Source organism: Pseudomonas sp. NA-150, from assembly GCF_044336365.1.
Taxonomy (GTDB): domain Bacteria; phylum Pseudomonadota; class Gammaproteobacteria; order Pseudomonadales; family Pseudomonadaceae; genus Aquipseudomonas.
Map to the genome: position 1 here is coordinate 835377 of NZ_CP172305.1, position 15012 is coordinate 850388.

At 60.3% G+C, this 15012-nt stretch carries 13 protein-coding genes and 1 pseudogene; 6 read left to right on the top strand and 8 right to left on the bottom strand.

Features of this window, described 5'->3' with window-relative positions:
• Positions 1 to 5: 5 nt before the first annotated feature.
• Positions 6 to 311, top strand: a complete 306-nt coding sequence (locus tag ACF0H7_RS04055; RefSeq protein ID WP_397451514.1) for a ribbon-helix-helix domain-containing protein — start codon at positions 6 to 8, stop codon at positions 309 to 311.
• A gap of 55 nt (positions 312 to 366) precedes the next feature.
• Here ACF0H7_RS04055 and ACF0H7_RS04060 read toward each other — a convergent pair whose 3' ends face one another.
• Positions 367 to 1890 (bottom strand): fumarate hydratase, encoded by a 1524-nt coding sequence (locus tag ACF0H7_RS04060; protein WP_397451515.1) that lies wholly within the window; start codon positions 1888 to 1890, stop codon positions 367 to 369.
• 507 nt (positions 1891 to 2397) lie between these two features.
• Here ACF0H7_RS04060 and ACF0H7_RS04065 point away from each other — a divergent pair.
• Genes ACF0H7_RS04065 through ACF0H7_RS04075 form a run of 3 tightly spaced genes read left to right on the top strand, consistent with a single transcriptional unit; the run spans position 2398 to position 5207 of the window.
• Positions 2398 to 3504, top strand: a complete 1107-nt coding sequence (locus ACF0H7_RS04065) for a diguanylate cyclase domain-containing protein (RefSeq protein WP_397453827.1) — start codon at positions 2398 to 2400, stop codon at positions 3502 to 3504.
• On the top strand, positions 3497 to 4432 hold the full coding sequence (locus tag ACF0H7_RS04070) for an iron-sulfur-binding ferredoxin reductase (RefSeq protein ID WP_397451516.1): 936 nt from the start codon (positions 3497 to 3499) through the stop codon (positions 4430 to 4432). Before ACF0H7_RS04065 ends, ACF0H7_RS04070 begins: the two co-directional genes overlap by 8 nt.
• Positions 4433 to 4457: 25 nt before the next feature.
• A complete protein-coding gene (locus ACF0H7_RS04075; RefSeq protein ID WP_397451517.1) occupies positions 4458 to 5207 on the top strand; it encodes an enoyl-CoA hydratase in 750 nt (249 codons plus the stop codon).
• A 162-nt stretch (positions 5208 to 5369) separates the two neighbouring features.
• On the opposite strand, the gene pyk is transcribed toward ACF0H7_RS04075, so the two are convergent.
• Positions 5370 to 6821 (bottom strand): pyruvate kinase, encoded by a 1452-nt coding sequence (pyk, locus tag ACF0H7_RS04080; RefSeq protein WP_397451518.1) that lies wholly within the window; start codon positions 6819 to 6821, stop codon positions 5370 to 5372.
• A gap of 157 nt (positions 6822 to 6978) precedes the next feature.
• Here pyk and ACF0H7_RS04085 point away from each other — a divergent pair, with 157 nt between their 5' ends.
• Positions 6979 to 7353: a tol-pal system YbgF family protein gene (locus ACF0H7_RS04085; RefSeq protein WP_397451519.1), complete on the top strand. Its 375-nt coding sequence runs from the start codon at positions 6979 to 6981 to the stop codon at positions 7351 to 7353.
• A 294-nt stretch (positions 7354 to 7647) separates the two neighbouring features.
• Entirely contained in the window at positions 7648 to 8007 is a 360-nt protein-coding gene (locus ACF0H7_RS04090) for a PilZ domain-containing protein (RefSeq protein WP_397451520.1), read from the top strand.
• A 53-nt stretch (positions 8008 to 8060) separates the two neighbouring features.
• Here ACF0H7_RS04090 and ACF0H7_RS04095 read toward each other — a convergent pair whose 3' ends face one another.
• From ACF0H7_RS04095 to ACF0H7_RS04120, 6 genes and pseudogenes are all read right to left on the bottom strand, one after another.
• On the bottom strand, positions 8061 to 9404 hold the full coding sequence (locus ACF0H7_RS04095) for a DUF58 domain-containing protein (RefSeq protein ID WP_397451521.1): 1344 nt from the start codon (positions 9402 to 9404) through the stop codon (positions 8061 to 8063).
• The gene (locus ACF0H7_RS04100) at positions 9401 to 10426 is read right to left on the bottom strand and encodes an AAA family ATPase (protein WP_397451522.1); all 1026 of its coding nucleotides are present in this window, start codon (positions 10424 to 10426) and stop codon (positions 9401 to 9403) included. Before ACF0H7_RS04100 ends, ACF0H7_RS04095 begins: the two co-directional genes overlap by 4 nt.
• On the bottom strand, positions 10423 to 11625 hold the full coding sequence (locus ACF0H7_RS04105) for a DUF4350 domain-containing protein (RefSeq protein ID WP_397451523.1): 1203 nt from the start codon (positions 11623 to 11625) through the stop codon (positions 10423 to 10425). Before ACF0H7_RS04105 ends, ACF0H7_RS04100 begins: the two co-directional genes overlap by 4 nt.
• Positions 11622 to 13202: a DUF4129 domain-containing protein gene (locus ACF0H7_RS04110; protein WP_397451524.1), complete on the bottom strand. Its 1581-nt coding sequence runs from the start codon at positions 13200 to 13202 to the stop codon at positions 11622 to 11624. Before ACF0H7_RS04110 ends, ACF0H7_RS04105 begins: the two co-directional genes overlap by 4 nt.
• A complete protein-coding gene (locus tag ACF0H7_RS04115) occupies positions 13189 to 14169 on the bottom strand; it encodes a stage II sporulation protein M (protein ID WP_397451525.1) in 981 nt (326 codons plus the stop codon). The genes ACF0H7_RS04110 and ACF0H7_RS04115 overlap by 14 nt, the downstream gene beginning before the upstream one ends.
• Positions 14166 to 14883: pseudogene (locus ACF0H7_RS04120) on the bottom strand (RDD family protein). The gene ACF0H7_RS04115 and the pseudogene ACF0H7_RS04120 overlap by 4 nt, the downstream one beginning before the upstream one ends.
• Between the last annotated feature and the right edge of the window lie 129 nt (positions 14884 to 15012).

Below are 15012 nucleotides of genomic sequence, written 5' to 3' on the forward strand. Positions count from 1 at the left end.
CGCCCATGTGCGAACTCTACGTTAAAGCCGACCCCATCCTCTACGAGTCGCGCTCCCGTTCGCTGCGAATCTGCGGCGTGGTCACCACTTTGCGTCTGGAAAACCAGTTTTGGGACATCCTCGCCGAAATCGCCCGCAACGACGGCATGACCACCAATCAGCTGATTACCAAACTGTACGAAGAAGTCATGGGCTTCAATGGCGAAGTAGTGAATTTCGCCTCGTTCCTGCGCGTGAGTTGCACGCGGTATTTGAGTCAGCGCCGGGGGGCGGCGCCTGAGTTGAGTGTGGTGCGGGCGGCGGCGAAATAAAGTGCCAGGCATAAAAAAACCCGATCAAATGATCGGGTTTTTTGTGGGGCGTTACTTACTGCACTTCCACCGCCAGACTCTCACTGATCTTCTTCTGCCAGATCGCAGGACCGGTGGTATGGACCGATTCGCCTTTGGTATCCACGGCAACAGTGGCCGGCATGTCGGTGACGTCGAACTCGTAGATCGCTTCCATGCCCATTTCCGGGAAGGCCACGACGCGTGATTTCTTGATGGCTTGTGCCACCAGGTACGCAGCGCCGCCGACGACCATCAAGTACACGGCTTTGTGGTCCTTGATCGCTTCGATGGCGACCGGGCCACGCTCGGATTTACCGATCATGCCCAGCAGGCCGGTCTGATCGAGGATCTGACGGGTGAACTTGTCCATCCGCGTCGCCGTGGTCGGGCCGGCAGGGCCAACCACTTCGTCGCGCACCGGATCAACCGGGCCGACGTAGTAGATGAAGCGACCCTTGAGGTCCACGGGCAGTTCTTCGCCACGGTCCAGCATCTCGACCATGCGTTTGTGCGCAGCGTCGCGACCGGTGAGCATCTTGCCGTTGAGCAGCAGGGTTTCGCCCGGCTTCCAGCTCTCTACTTCTTCCGGGGTCAGGGTGTCGAGGTTGACACGGCGCGCAGACGGGCCCGCTTCCCAGACGATGTCCGGGTAAGCGTCCAGCGGCGGCGCTTCCTGGGCGACCGGGCCGCTGCCATCGAGCACGAAGTGCGTATGACGAGTTGCGGCACAGTTCGGGATCATGCACACCGGCAACGAAGCGGCGTGGGTCGGGTAGTCCATGATCTTCACGTCGAGCACGGTGGTCAGGCCGCCAAGGCCTTGAGCGCCGATGCCCAACTGGTTGACCTTCTCGAACAGCTCCAGGCGCAACTCTTCAATACGGTTGGACGGGCCGCGCTTGATCAGCTCGTGAATGTCGATGGATTCCATCAACACTTCTTTGGCCATCACGGCCGCTTTTTCAGCCGTGCCGCCGATGCCGATGCCGAGCATGCCAGGCGGGCACCAGCCAGCGCCCATGGTCGGAACGGTTTTCAGCACCCAGTCAACGATCGAGTCGGACGGGTTGAGCATCGCCATCTTCGATTTGTTTTCCGAGCCGCCGCCTTTGGCCGCGACGTCCACTGAAACGGTGTTGCCGGGAACGATGGAGTAGTGGATGACCGCCGGGGTGTTGTCTTTAGTGTTTTTACGCGCACCGGCCGGGTCGGCCAGGATCGAAGCACGCAGCACGTTTTCCGGCAGGTTGTAGGCGCGACGCACGCCTTCGTTGATCATGTCGTCCAGACTCATGGTGGCGCCGTCCCAGCGTACGTCCATGCCCACGCGAACGAATACAGTAACGATACCGGTATCCTGGCAGATCGGCCGATGGCCGGTCGCACACATGCGCGAGTTGATCAGGATCTGGGCCATGGAATCGCGAGCAGCCGGCGACTCTTCACGAAGGTAGGCTTCGTGCATGGCTTGAATGAAATCTACGGGGTGGTAGTAGGAAATGAACTGCAGGGCGTCGGCAACGCTCTGTATCAGGTCGTCTTGCTTGATCACGGTCATGCAGCGCGCTCCTCTATCGGGACGGGAACATTGATTGAGCTGTTTCCAACAGTACCGCTGTGGTCCGTTGAAAACATCTTTAATAAGCGCGCCGGCTGACAACGCCGACGCAAAAAAGGCGCGGCAGTATACCGTGCGCCCGGCGCAGACACATCCGCTTGGTCGCAAACCTTAGTCGACCTGTGCTCCGGCATTCTTTTTGCGTAGGTTTGGCAGGCTTTTGCAGGGAGGCAAGAATACGAATTGAATAGTCATTTTTGAGTGGTAGCACTAAAGTGGCTACTGGCCGCTATGGTGCATCGATCGCGATTGACGTATCAAACAGGGCGGGTTCAGACCTTTGCGCGGCATGGAGTGGCGGCGACACAGGCGGTATCCGAAAAACATGAATGACACGCTGGAGTGTCAGGTCAGAGCAGTAGGCTGATGCGAGCTGATGGAATTGAGCCACGCAGGCCGTTAGTGCTGGTTCGGGAAGGAGTCCCTTTGAGCACGGTGAGTCAACAAGTGACCCATAAAGCCATACAGAAATTGTTACTGAAACGCTTTTTCCTGGCTGCTGGCACCTATGTGCTGGTGCTGGCACTCGCGTGGGTGGCGATTCTGACGGGCTACTACCACGCGTCCCTGAACACGGCGCTGATCGCCAGTGGTCTGGTGATTGCCAGCCAAGTGCTGCTGCTGGTGATTTTTCTCAGCGGTTACAACCTCAAGTTTCGTGACCCGAGCCTGACCGAGCTGCAGGTGTTGATTGCGCTGGGTTGGCAAACCTATTTGCTGACCAATCTGGACGCCGCGCGCGGAACCTTCCTGGTCATGTATGTGCTGATCATGCTGTTCGGCCTGTTTCATTTACAGGCCAAAGTGTTCGTGCGCTGCGTGTCCTTTGTGTTCCTGAGTTTCGCGGGCCTGAACCTGTGGGAAGCCTTTCATCAAGAGCTGGCCGATCCGGGGCTCGCGGCGCTGCAGGTGCTGGCGCTGTTTATCGTGCTGGTCTGGTTGTGCCTGTATGCGCGTTACGTGCAGCACTCGCAACAGCGCATGCGTCAGCGTCGCTTTGCCTTGCAAGCGCACCAGGACACCCTGCGCGGGATGATGCGGCAGCTGGAAGATCTGGTGGCCACTGACGAATTGACCGGTTTGTTCAACCGCCGGCACTTTCTGCGCATGGCCTCCCGCGAGTTGGAGGCGATGGACGATACCTTCACCCACGGGCTGGCGCTGATCGACCTGGATCACTTCAAACGCATCAACGATGCCCATGGCCACGCCGCCGGGGATCAGGTGTTGCAGGCGTTTGCCGCCGTTGCTACAGCCTGTCTGCGCGAAGGCGATGTGCTGGCGCGCTACGGCGGCGAAGAGTTCGTGCTGTTGATCCCGCAATGCACCTCCGCGCACTTGACCAGCTGTTGCGAACGGCTGCGCGAGGCGTTCACCCATGTGCAATTGGTCGGGTTGTCGGTGGCGGACTTGAGCCTGTCGGCGGGCATGACGTTGTTGGAAGTGGGCGACGATCTTGATGAAGCCCTGCAACGTGCGGACCAGGCGCTGTACCGCGCCAAACGCAGCGGCCGCAATCGCTGTGCGGCGGCGTGGGAAAACGTCGATGCCTGATCTTCGCGTTGGCGACCGGCAATGGTCGGTCGCTGCTTCCAGCAATCTGCTCGATGCCCTCAATAGCGCCGGAATCGCCGTGCCCTACAGTTGCCGGGCGGGCAGTTGCCATGCCTGTCTGGTGCGGTGTGTCAGTGGCGAACCGATGGATGCACAGCCTGAAGCGCTGGACGCGAGCAAGCGCCAGCAGGGCTGGCGGCTGTCCTGCCAGTGTCAGGTAGTCGATGATCTGAGCGTGGAAATCTTCGATCCGCTGCGCGATGGCTTGCCGGCGACGGTCGAGAGTTGCCAGTGGTTGAGTCCGACCGTCCTGCGTTTGCGCCTGATCCCGGAGCGTGCGCTGCGTTATCGTGCAGGGCAACATCTGGTGCTCTGGACGGGGGCAATTGCGCGACCGTATTCGCTGGCCAGTCTGCCGGACGAAGATCGGTTTCTCGAATTCCATCTCGACTGCCGACACCCTGGCGCCTTCAGTGACGCTGCACGCTTGCTCAAGGCCGGCGACCCGATCCGCCTCGGCGAACTGCGCGGCGGCGCCTTGCATTACGATCCCGACTGGCACAACCGGCCCTTGTGGCTGCTGGCGGCCGGGACCGGGTTGGGGCCGTTGTGGGGCGTGCTGCGCGAGGCGTTGCGTCAGGATCACCAAGGCGCGATCCGGGTCATTCATGTGGCCCATGACAATAGCGAACATTATCTGGCGCAACCCTTGGCGGAGCTGGCTGCGCAGCATTCGCAGGTACAAATTCAATTAGTCGACGCGGCACACTTGGCGGCAGCTTTGGCTGAACTGCGGCTTGTTTCCCGGCAAACCATAGCCTTACTCTGCGGGCACCCTGCCAGCGTCGAGCACTTTGCCAAGCGCCTCTATCTCGCTGGTCTACCGCGCAGTCAACTGCTGGCCGATGTGTTTCTCGGCCGTAGCTGAACGCTGATTTCCAAGCGAGAGCCTCATGTCTGAATCCGTAGTGATCGAACGCGAAGGCAGCCTGCTGACGCTGCGTGTGGATCGTCCCGAGAAAAAGAATGCCCTGACCCTGGCCATGTATGAACGCTTGGCCGTGGCGTTCGAACGCGCTGATGAGGATTCGAGCATCCGTGCGGTGCTGCTGACGGGTGGCAACGAGTGCTTCACCAGCGGCAACGACATCGCCGACTTCCTCGAGCAACCGCTCAGCGGCCTCGATAACCCTGTGTTTCGCTTCATGCGCGGTTTGTTCAACTGCAGCAAACCAGTCATTGCCGCCGTCGCCGGGCCAGCGGTGGGGATTGGCACGACCTTATTGCTGCACTGCGATTTCGTCTACGTCAGCCGCGATGCGCGACTGAAGATGCCCTTCGTCAATCTGGGACTGTGCCCGGAGTTCGGCTCCAGCCTGATCCTGCCGCGCTTGATCGGCCATGCGAAAGCGTCGGAGTTGCTGTTGCTGGGTGAGTCCTTCAGCGGCGAACAAGCCGCCGCCTGGGGTCTGGCGACTGCTTCGGTGGACAGTGGTCAGGCCGCACTCGATAAGGCCCGCGAAGTGGCTGCCCGCCTGGACAACCTCGCCGTCGATGCCGTGCGTATCAGCAAGCAATTAATGAGAGCGCCCGAGCGTGAGGCGTTATTGAAAGTCATCCAGCACGAAGGCGAACTCTTCGCCGAACGCCTGCGCTCGCCGGAAGCGATAGCAGCGCTGTCGGGGTTCATTAGCAAACGCTGAGCATTGTAGGCGCGGGCTTGCCCGCGATTGGCGGTATAACCGACCCACCGCATCAATTGGATCGCAGGCAAAAGCCCGCTCCTACAAATTAACGGTCACCTGAAAAATGAAAAAGCCCCACAGTTCGCACTGCGGGGCTTTTTTGATACTGCCGGGGCGGTGTTACACGATTGGGTCGCCGACGTGCAGGATCTTCATGCCGTTGGTGCCGCCAATGGTGTGATAGCTATCACCCTTGGTCAGGATCACCCAGTCGCCTTGTTGAACCAGGCCACGCTTGACCAGTTCGTCCACGGCTGCCTGGCTGACCTGGCCGACTGGCAGTGCCGCCGGGTCAAACGGGATGGTGTACACACCACGGAACATCGCGGCGCGAGCCTGGGTGTCGCGGTGCGGGGAGAACGCGTAGATCGGCACCGAAGAACGGATGCGCGACATGATCAACGGCGTGTAGCCACTTTCGGTGAGGGCGATGATCGCTTTCACACCGGGGAAGTGGTTGGCCGTGTACATGGCGGCCAGCGCGATGCTTTCGTCGCAACGTTCGAAGGTTTTGCCAATGCGATGGCTGGAGGTTTTGCTGGTCGGGTGCTTTTCAGCGCCGATGCAAATCCGCGCCATGGCTTCGACAGCCTCGATCGGGTACGAACCCGCAGCACTTTCAGCCGAGAGCATCACAGCGTCGGTGTAGTCGAGCACGGCGTTGGCCACGTCGGACACTTCGGCGCGAGTCGGCATCGGGTTCTGGATCATCGACTCCATCATCTGCGTCGCTACGATCACCGCTTTGTTGTGGCGACGTGCGTGCAGGATGATTTTTTTCTGGATACCGACCAGTTCCGCGTCACCGATTTCCACGCCGAGGTCGCCACGAGCGACCATCACTGCGTCACTGGCGCGGATCAGGGCATCGAGGGTTTCGTCGTCGGCCACGGCTTCGGCGCGTTCGATCTTCGCCACCAGCCAGGCAGTACCGCCGGACTCGTCACGCAGCTTACGGGCGTATTCCATATCAGCGGCATCGCGCGGGAAGGAAACGGCCAGGTAATCCAGGTCCATCTCAGCAGCCAGCTTGATGTCTTGCTTGTCTTTCTCGGTCAGGGCCGGAGCCGTCAGACCACCGCCACGGCGGTTGATGCCTTTATGGTCAGACAGCGGACCGCCGATCAATACCGTGCAATGCAGAGCATCGTCGGTAGAGGTGTCGACGCGCATGACCACGCGGCCGTCGTCGAGCAACAGCTCGTCGCCTACGCCGCAGTCCTTGACCAGATCCGGGTAGTCGATACCGACGACTTCCTGGGTGCCTTCAGTCAGAGGATGGCTGGTGGAGAAGGTGAACTTGTCACCGACTTTCAGCTCGATCTTCTTGTTGGCGAATTTGGCGATACGAATTTTCGGACCTTGCAGGTCACCCAGCAGCGCAACGAAACGACCGTTTTTCGCGGCGATTTCGCGGATCAGCTTTGCACGAGCCTTGTGCTCGTCGGGCGTGCCGTGGGAGAAGTTCAGGCGGGCAACGTCCAGCCCGGCGAGAATCAGCTTCTCGATAACTTCCGGCGAATTACTGGCAGGGCCAAGTGTGGCGACGATTTTGGTACGACGAACGGTCATGCACAAACTCCTTAATTGAAGCGCAGCGTGAGGCTACTACTCTCTTGTCCTGTAGTCATTGTTCCTTTGCACTACCTGCACGAGAGGTCACTGGGCAAAAAACAACCTGAAGAAATCCATAGCGGGGACGATACACTTCAGAGCACAGGAGATACCCATGCGAATTTTGATCGTTTTGGCCGTAATGGCCAGTGTCGTCGGCTGCACCCGTTGGTCGATGGACGAGCACTTGAACAGCGCTTACCGCTCGTATGCGGCGGGAAATTGCGATAGCGTAATGCTGGAGTTATCCCAGGTTGATCGCGAAAGCCGTGAGCGTCGATTCGTCCAGCCGGAAGTATCGATGTTGCGCGGTCAATGCCTGGAGCGTCAGGACCTGTACGTGGACGCTGCGCAGACCTATCAGTTCATCATGTCCCAGTATCCGACCAGCGAATACGCGTTTCGAGCGCGTGCACGTCTGGAAACGTTGCAACAATTGGGACATTTGAACGGCGGCGGATCGGCCCATCCGAGCCCTGCGCCCTTGTAGTTACACTCATTTGAATAGATTTGCTGTGTTGCTAAGTGGCTGTAAGCCAGCTTTGGTCTAGTCTTTGGGGTAAGGAGCAGTACGGACGTACAGTCGCATGGCAGCCAGGGACCGGCCGGTAGTCGCGCAAGCGAACACCTCAGGCTCCGCTTGTCAGGGGACGCCAGGAAGTGCTCGATCGCGCGTGGCATCAAAGGAGAGTTGGTACCGGCGATGCATGGCCAACGCAGGTACGAATTCAGAAGGCACTAGCGCGACCATGCTTAATGGTTCATTGCATAGCGACCGTCAGACATGCTTATCGAGCGACGAATCGAGCGTCACCAGTTGCCTTACTTTTTACAGGTTTTCAATCGGTACACGGATAGACCGATGGGTTACCTGGGCAATGTTTCAGAACACGGTTTGATGTTGATCAGCGAATTGCCGATTCTGGTCGGCGCTGATTTTGAATTGCGTTTGAAGACCCCGGGCGAGAATGGCAGTCAGAAAATCATCGATATCAATGCCGCCTGTCTCTGGTGTCATGAAGATGAGACCCCAGGGCATTTCGATTCTGGGTTCATGCTGCAAAACACGCCCTACGAATACATGCATCTGGTCCATGTGTTGAAGTCGTATTTCAGCTTTCATCCCCAGGAAGCCTCGGCCTGAGCACTGAATCGGTTTAAAGCAGGCACTGGATTGCCTGCTTTAAGCTTTCGCCCTCACAGCGTGCCTGCCTTTTTCCAACCCAGATAACGACTGACCAACTCGGCACCGAGTTCGCCGGGACGCGCGTCCAATACCGGGATTCCGTGGGCGATCAGGCGTTCGTGCAGTGTGGCGCGGGCGTTGAGGTAGTCGACCGTGCCGCAGTAAGTGAGTGCGTCCTGCCAGGTCTGCACGGGTGTCTGTCGAACCTGGTCGAGCAGCTCCTCGCGCAGACTGACCACCAGGACCCGATGCAGGCGGCTCAACTGCTTCACCGCGCCGAGTAGCTGTTCATCGTCTTCGTCCCGCAGGTTGGTGACCAGCACCACCAGCGCCCGACGTTGCTGTCGCGTCAGTAACTGTTGCACCGCGACGCTGTAGTCGGCAGCGCGTTGTGTGCTTTTCAGGTCGTAGACATGGTTGAGCAGCACCTTCAACTGGCCGGGACCTTTGACTGGCGCCAGATAGTGGTCCTGCTCGCCGGCAAAGGTGGTGATGCCCACCGCATCCCCCTGGCGCAAGGCAACGTAGCTAAGCAGAAGACAGGCGTTCAGTGCATGGTCGAAATGCGCCAGATCGCCGTCCTGGCTGCGCATTCGCCGACCACAATCGAGCATGAACACCAGTTGCTGATCGCGTTCATCTTCATACTCGCGGGCGATGGGGGTGCGTTGCCGGGCGGTGGCTTTCCAGTCAATCTGCCGCAGGCTGTCGCCCTCGCGAAACTCCCGTAGCTGATGAAACTCCAGGCCCATGCCCCGACGCTGGCGTTGACGCACGCCCATCTGGCTGAGCCAGTTATCCACCGCCAGCAATTGCCCACCGTACAGATGAGCGAAGTCCGGGTAAACGCGGGTAGCATCGAGCAGCGGCAGGTAGCGGCGCGAGGTCCACAGACGCAAGGTGCTGGGGAGGCCGACTTCACACTGTTCGAATTGAAAATGCCCACGACTCAAGGGTCGCAGGCGATAACCGAACTGGCCTTGTTCGCCGGGCTCTACGGTGATCTGTTGCGGCAGATGTTCGAACGACAGGCCATTGGGGACGTGATCAAACACCTGCAGTGTCAACGGCCGGTCAAGGTCGTGGGCAAGGCTGATGCGTACTTCGCCCCAGCGTCCCAGCGCCAGGCTGCCCGGCAGCTGACGTTGCACCTGTGGCGATGGCAGGCGAATCAGCTTCACGGCGTCCAGCAGGCTGAGGACGATCAGCGCCAGCAACAAACCCCAGCACACCGCCGAGAGTTTTGTCGGCAGGTCGACGCCCAACGTGCCTAGAGTGCCGACAACCAGCGCGACGGCAGTCAAGCCACCGAGCCAGCCGAGCAACAGGCGAGAAGGCTTTAGCGCCTGCTTCATAGGCGCGGCGCCGGCACCTGATCAAGCAGTTGCTTGAGCACCTGATCAACCGACATACCTTCTATATCCAGTTCAGGCGAAAGCCGGACCCGATGCCGCAATACCGCCAGGGCGCAGCTTTTGATGTCGTCCGGGATGACGAAGTCGCCGCCACGAATCAACGCCCGTGCGCGTGCGCCGCGAACCAGTGCAATCGATGCGCGTGGCCCGGCGCCCAACGTCAGGCCCGGCCAACTGCGGGTGGTGCGGGCCAGGCGCACGGCGTAATCCAGCACCTGCTCGTCCAGTGGCAATTCGCTGGCGATCCGTTGTAACACCAGCACGTCCTTGGCCTGCAGGATCGTGCGGGGCGGGTGCACGTCGAGCATGTCGGCCTTGGTCGAGCGAGTGACCTGACGCACCATGCTCAGCTCGTCGGCCGCATCGGGATAATCCATGCGCAGCTTGAGCATGAAACGATCGAGTTCGGCTTCGGGCAAAGGGTACGTGCCTTCCTGCTCGATGGGGTTTTGCGTGGCCAGCACCATGAACGGCTGAGCAATCGGCAACGGGCGGCCTTCGAGGGTGACCTGCCGTTCTTGCATGGCCTCCAGTAACGCCGCCTGGGTTTTCGCCGGTGCCCGGTTGATTTCGTCCGCCAACAGCAGGTTGGTGAACAGCGGTCCCTTGCGTAGCTTGAATTGCTCGGTGTGCATGTCGTACACCGCGTGGCCGGTGACGTCGCTGGGCATCAGGTCGGGGGTGAACTGGATGCGCGCGAACTCACCGCCAAAGCAGCGGGCGAGGGCCCGCACCAACAAGGTTTTACCCAGCCCCGGCACGCCTTCGAGCAGCACGTGGCCGCCCGCGATCAAGGCGGTCAACACGTCGTCGATGACCGCGTTCTGGCCGATGACCACCAACTGCAATTCGTGACGCAGGGCCTGTGCCAACTGACTGGCGCGTTGCCGTTGCTGCGCCTGATTGCTGGGCGCAGGGCTGGCTACGGTGGTGTTTTGCGGGTCCGTCGGGTGTTCGCTCATAGGGCATTCCTGAGGGTTTGCAGGTGGGCAACCTGGCGGGTGAAATCGCTGCTGGACAGGCGCTGTTTTGGCCGAGTGCGCAGGGCTTGGCTGATGGCACTGGTGGGCTGGCGCGTCAACCGTGACAGCACTTGCCACTGGTCTGCGACGACCAACTGTTCAAAGCCGGGATGACGCTGGCGGGCGCGGCGCAAGATGTCCTGTTGCAGCGCTCGCAACAGGGCTTGTTGGCCGTTGCGCCGCAACAGAAAGTCGGCGCTGGCACGCAGGTGTTCAGCCAGTTGCCGACGCGCTCTCGGCGCAGGGGCCAGCAACGGCCCCTGGCGCATGCCGACATGCCACAACAGCAGGGAAATCAACAGCGCCAGCGTGGCCAGGGCTTCCGGGAAATAACGCAGCAGCAGACTGAACAGGTCGTCGTGTTCGGTTTGCAGCAGCAAGGTGACCGCGCTGTCCTGGGTCAGATACCACAACAGCCACGCATTGTCGTACCGGCCGATGGCGCGGTTTTTCCACAGGTCGCTGTCGGTCAGCACCGTGATCAGCCCGTCGCCATAGGCCAGTTGCATCATGTGCGTTGCCAGGTCGCTGTTGGCCCAGGCCTGCGCCAGATCTTTGGGGTCTTCCAGATGAAAGCGGGTGTCGAAACTGAAGTACGCCGGGTCGTCTTCGTTTTCCAGGTAAAGCTTGGTCAACTGCGGAAAATCAGTGGGCGCCAGCGGCGTCAGTGGCGCACCGTTCCGAGGCTTGGGCGCGGTGGCGGGATTGCCTTCGTCCTGCAGTTCGGCACTCAGGCGTTGATGAATCTGTACGCGGTCCAGCAATAAATCGCCGCTGCGGCCTTTGTCCGCATCCCACAGTTGCTCGGCAACGAACAATAAATGGCCACCGGAGCGAGTCCAATCCAGCAGACGCTCGACCTGCCGCGGCGTCATGTTTTGACGACTGGCGAGCAACAACAGGGTCTGCGGGTCCATGCGTGGATCGGGCAGGTTCTGGATCACGTCGGTGACCTGCACCGGCGTCGAATGTTGACGCAGGAAGTGCTCGGCCGCCAGATACGGATTGCTCCGCGCTTCGGGCGATGGCCCAAGATCGACGACTTCGCTGTAGCGTTCCAGGTGGGTGCCGAGGTAGTAGCCCACGCCGAGGACGATCGCCAACAACAGGCCGATTAGCGGCAGATGGCGCCGGTTCATGGCGTCGACCCTGAGTCGAACAACTGGCGCCAGCCCTGACACAACTCTTGCTGCAACTGCGGTCCCGGCAAGCGGTGGCCGTATGCCAGATTTTGCCAGTGGGTGGTGAGGTTTTGGCTGAACTGCATCAGGGGATGCGATTGCAGCTGCGCGACCTGTTGCAGTACTTCGCCTTCGGTATCGGCGCTTTTCAGCGGCAACTGGTAGTCCAGCAGCAGGCGGCTCAACAGCGCGCGATAGAGCAAACCCAAGGCTTCGCGGGGATGGCTCGACCACAATTGTTCGGCGGCCCCGGCCACGTCGTCGGGCAGACTCTCGGCGCTGACTTGCAAGCCGAACAGGTGCTGCGGCAGCTCTTGTTGAGTCGGCGGCTCGGTTCGGCGTCGGCTGACGAAGGTGGCGAGCCAGGCGCGGTAACGCCAGATCAAGGTGCCGACCGCGAGGATCGCTGCCGTCCACAACAGCACCGAAAGCGTGTGCGCAAAAATGTTCGCGGTCTGGCTCAAGGCGTTAAGCAGGCGCACCAGCCAGTGCGCCGGGTCCGCTATTTTCGCGGGCTTGATCTTGTCTTGGGTCAGGCGCCAGCCGCTGACGGTCTCGGTGTTTTTGAACGGCGCTTGCGACAACTCGGCCTTGATGGCGTCGCGGGCGGTCTTGCTGGTCAGTTTTTGATGCGTCAGGCGCGGGCTGTCGGGGCCGGCGGGGATATGGTCGGACCTTACCTGCGCTTCCGGCAGCGGACAGCTATAACTGTCTTCAGCGGCCCAGGCGGACGGGGTGAAGGTCGAGAAGGCCAGGCCCAGGCCGAGCAACAGCACATAAGCACTGCCGATCAACCGCTGGCGAAGGCTACGCAGCACCAACTCGATATCCCAGGCTTCCAGCGCGGTACGTCGATTCAGGTACAGGGTGAAACCACAGGCCACATAAATGGGCTCCCAGAAGATCAATACCAGGGCATAAAAGGCATTGCTCAGGTGCTCCAGCCAGTTCAAGTCATTTTCTATATCGAGCAGCCGAGCCCAGCTCCAGTTCAACTCCACTTGCTGCGGAATCATTAAATAGAACAGCACCATCAGCCCAAGCCACAGTGTCATTTCCAGCGAGTTGCCGACGGAGGTCAACCAACGGGCGGCGCTCAGGCTGCTTTGGCTGAGCACGGCAATTCGCTGTTGGCGTGCCGGGCCGGACAGTTGCTCAAGCTGCTGCACGGGCAGTTTGAAGCTGCGACTGAGGCTGAAGCGGCGCCAGGTCAGGCTGGCCAGCAACTGCGATTTCAGCGTGTGCGGCCAATCCAGCAGCGCTTGCTTGAGGCTGGGTGTCGAGCCGAACAATGCTTGCGAGAGGATCAGTAACGGCAAGCGTTCGTACGCCGGTTTCAGCCACCAGAACAGCAAAATGGCGAGGGTCGGGTAGTCCCAGAAGGCCAGAGTGATCAGGGCAAAGATCGGCAGCGTGACGATCGCCCAACTGCTCATGAGCAAGGTGCGATGTTCCCGGGCCAACAGCACGCCGAGGTCGATGGCTTCCCAGGGCGTGCGTGGGCGAATCGCGACGCTGGCGTCAGTCAGGCGCATGGCGAGTCCGTCCGGCAAGGGTCAGGTACAGGACGACCAATGCCCACAAACCGGCGCCGACCAGGTATTTGGTCTGCGCTTGTAGGGTATTCATTGACGACCAATACGCCTCGATAAAGGCTGCGATCAGCAAAAACAGCATGACCCCGCAAATCAGTTGCACACTGGTTTTCGCCGCCAGGCGCAAGGCTTCGCTGCGGGGCAATGGGCCGGGCGCGAGCAATGACCAGCCGAGTTTCAGCCCGGCGGCACCCGCCAGCGCGATAGCCGTCAGTTCGAACGCGCCATGGCCGATGGCAAACGACCAAAAGGTCTGGCCAAAGCCCACGCCACTCAAATGCCCGGCCACGGCACCGATCATCAGACCGTTGAAGAACAGAAAGAACAGGCTGCCCAAACCAAACAGCAAACCACTGGCGAAGGTCTGAAAAGCGATGCCGATGTTATTCATGATGTAGTAGCCGAACATCATCCAGTCTTCATTGGCGCCTCGCGCGGCGGCCTGGCCCAGGCGGTGAGCAGCGGGATCGTACATGCCCTCCATTTCGGTGACCTGCTCCGGAGTGACGACGCTGTAGACCAGATCCGGAAAAAAATACACCAGCAGCCCCATGCCGATCAGGCTGCCAAAAAACAGCAGGGCCGAGACCAGCACAAAGCGCCATTGTGCCCGTACCAGTCTGGGGAAACCGGCGAGGATGAACGCCAGCACCTGCGCGGTCAATTGGCTGCGATGGCGATAAAACTGTTGATGGCCGCGCATCGCCAATTGTTGCAATGGATCGATCAGCAGGCTGCTATAGCCGCGTTCCTGAGCCAGCGCCAAATGCTGGCAGATGCGTCGATAGTCAGCAGCAAAGGTTTCGCTGGCCGGGGTTTTACGCTTGCCGTGTTCGAGCGCTTCCAGCAACGTCTCGAAGCGTTGCCAGTCGGCTTGGTGAAGGCGCTCGAACTGGCTCTGTTTCATGTCGACCCCCATAGGCTGCGGGCGATACCGTTGAGTTGCGCCACGGCCTGATCAGGCGCGACCTGCAAGGGTTGCGCGAGAATCGCCGCCAGCTCCTGCTTGCGCTCGACGGACAAGCTGGATTGCCGTTCGGCAAAGCTCAGCACGGCGCGTTGCTCCTCCAGTGTCAAGGCGAACGGTGGCATCAGCGGCGCTGGCGTTGGGCAGCTGGGGGCGCTCTATGGGTTTGTCGGTATAGATCACCAGCGAGCCGGCGGCCACGTCCCCCAGGCGCTTGAACAGTGGATGTTGCAGGCAGCTGACGGCGCCCAGGCCGTAGCCGAATGGCAGCATGTCGACGAAACGCAGGAGGTTGCGGGTCAGGGAGGCGGTCCAGCCAATCGGTGTGCCGTCATCGTGTACCACCCTCAGGCCCATGATCTGTTTGCCGGGAGTACGGCCTTGATTCAGTACCTCGAACAGGACCTGATACCACCAGGTGCCGAGGAACAATACAAGAGCGCTCAGCCCCATGCCGAACTTGTCGAACAGGCTGAGAAAAAAGAACAGGCTGGCCAGGATCACCCCGCGAACCAGCAGGTCGAAACCGAATGCCAGCGAGCGCGGCACCAGCCCGGCGGGGCGCAGCATCAAGTCGATCCCTTCCGGGGTTTCAATTCGGGCACGGGTATCCAGTGGCGCTGCAATCCTTGGCGTAGCTGGAAGAGGGGACATTATTGAGGGGTGCATCTCCAGAGACTGTTGATGGTGGGTTGATGCTAGCCAGCACCGGCCAGTGAAGCAACCTGACTCATCAGCGATTGGCCAATTGATGCATTCAGCCCCTACACTTTGCCAGTCCAC